The 1906-nt window shown below is 59.8% G+C and carries 3 protein-coding genes; all 3 read left to right on the top strand.

Annotation, left to right across the window (positions count from 1 at the left end):
- The first annotated feature begins 244 nt into the window (after positions 1-244).
- A complete protein-coding gene (locus TW83_RS18305) occupies positions 245-538 on the top strand; it encodes an HU family DNA-binding protein (protein WP_045984217.1) in 294 nt (97 codons plus the stop codon).
- Positions 539-675: 137 nt separating this feature from the next.
- A complete protein-coding gene (locus TW83_RS18300; protein WP_045984216.1) occupies positions 676-972 on the top strand; it encodes a hypothetical protein in 297 nt (98 codons plus the stop codon).
- 268 nt (positions 973-1240) lie between these two features.
- Positions 1241-1906, top strand: a 666-nt coding sequence (locus tag TW83_RS18295; RefSeq protein ID WP_045984215.1) for an IS30 family transposase, incomplete at its 3' end; no start/stop codon positions are given.

Raw genomic sequence — 1906 nt, 5'->3', positions numbered from 1 at the left:
CCGCATCTGGGACAAGCGCCATAAATAAAGGGTATAAGAATGTAGCTTTATTGGCACTTCTTCGCTCCTCTTTGCTTTTTAGGCATAAGGTGCATTACCTTAGCTCAAAATACCGCCCCCAACTGCCAGCAAACAAACGCTAGGAACACTGGCTGGACCTTAAAGGGATGCTGACAGTTAGAACGGCGGGCCGAAGCGTCAAAAAGGCCTGTTCATGCCCTGGTGAGACAAAGGAAGAGGCCCAATGGTCCGTTCTGAACTGCTGGAGAAGTTGCTCCAGGCACACCCGCATTTGCCTCGGCACGCGTTGGAACCAGCTCTCGACGCAATCTTGAACGCGATCACTACCGGTTTGGCGCGAGGCCACAGGATCGAGCTGCGGAAGTTCGGGAATTTCACCTGCAAGGTCCGCGAGGCCCGCACAGGGCGCAATCCCAAGACCGGTGAGGCTATCTCCGTGGCGCGCAAGCAGGTTCTGCGGTTCAGGGCCGGCGGTCATATCCTGGAGCGGCTCAACCGTTCCACTGCGCCCGACTGATCCCCTTTCCCCTTTCCGACGCAGGGTCCGCCAGGTTTACCTGATCGAACGCTGGACCCATGGTCCAGCCCGGCACGTTGTGTCTCGCTATGACAGGCAAACTATGAGCACCCTGACCCCATCACAACGAGGCAACTATGGCACTTCTTGAAGCGACGTTCGAAACACGGCGCGAGGCGGAAATGAGCATCGAGCGGCTGGTGCAGGAATTTGGCGTGGACCGAAAGGCTATAGAGATTGTGGCCGATGGCGCGTTGAACAGCGCAGGAGAGAACATGTCCGGAGGGGACAATGCTTCCGACTCACCGACTCCCTCTAAGCGTGAGGACGCGGCGCTTAACGACCGGATCAAGGTCTCGGTGAGCGTAGACGACGAGGCTGAGGCGGAACATGTCCGCAACGCGTTCTCAGAGTTTGGCGGCGATCGGTCCTGATCGCCGCGCCTGCACGGCGCGGCGGCATGGTCCGTCCGTTTGATCTGATCCGCCTTGGCTATGAGGACAGATGGCGCGGTAGGCTAAGCCTAACCCAGGGTTTGCTGTAAGCTGGCCCGCGGGTCACAGCCCCACAAACTTTGACTGATCCCCGCGCGTCGATGCATAATTACGGTTATAGCATTTTTGGGCGTGTAGAGGGCACGCGCTATCCTGAAATGCGACTTTCTGTGCTCAACAATGGGTTGAGCCATGAAAGGATCATAGAATGAAGGTTCGGTTCTCTCACCTTTCCCTTTCCGAGCGCCGCAAGATCGAGCGCTGGCGGCAGATGAAGCTGAGCCCTGACGAGATGGCGCGCAGGCTTGGCCGGCACCGCTCGACGATCTTCCGCGAGCTGCGGCGCAATCACTTCCATGACGGCGAGATCCCGAAGCTCAGCGGCTATTGGTGCGTCGTAGCGCAAAGCTATTCGGATGGACGACGGACCCGGCAGCGCAAGCTGGTGCGTGATCCCGGGCTCCGTGACCAAGTCGAGCGCTGCCTGAGGTCCGGCTGGACCCCCGAGCAGATTGCCGGCCGGATGCGATATGAGAGTGCCCCGCGCCGGGTCTGCCAAGAGACGATCTATCAGCACATCTATTCCGAGGACGGTCGTCGAGGTGAGCTGTGGCGCCACCTGCCCTCTGGCCGCCGGCGCCGTCGGGGCTACCGGCTTCGCAAGCGCCCGCCACCGAGATTTGCGCCTGAACTCAGCATCTTGTTCCGCCCGGACATCATCGCGCATCGCAAGCAGTTCGGTCACTGGGAGGCTGACCTGGTGCTGTTCCGGCAGAAGTACGGGCCGGCCAATGTCACCACCATGATCGAGCGCACAAGTCGCTTCCTGGTCGCGTTGAAGAACACCGAAAAGCGTAAGCGGCGTCTGAACCCC

This window comes from Paracoccus sp. S4493 (assembly GCF_000967735.1).
Taxonomy (GTDB): domain Bacteria; phylum Pseudomonadota; class Alphaproteobacteria; order Rhodobacterales; family Rhodobacteraceae; genus Paracoccus; species Paracoccus marcusii.
Note: the sequence above shows the minus strand (reverse complement) of the source record. Positions and strands in the feature narration are given on the sequence as shown.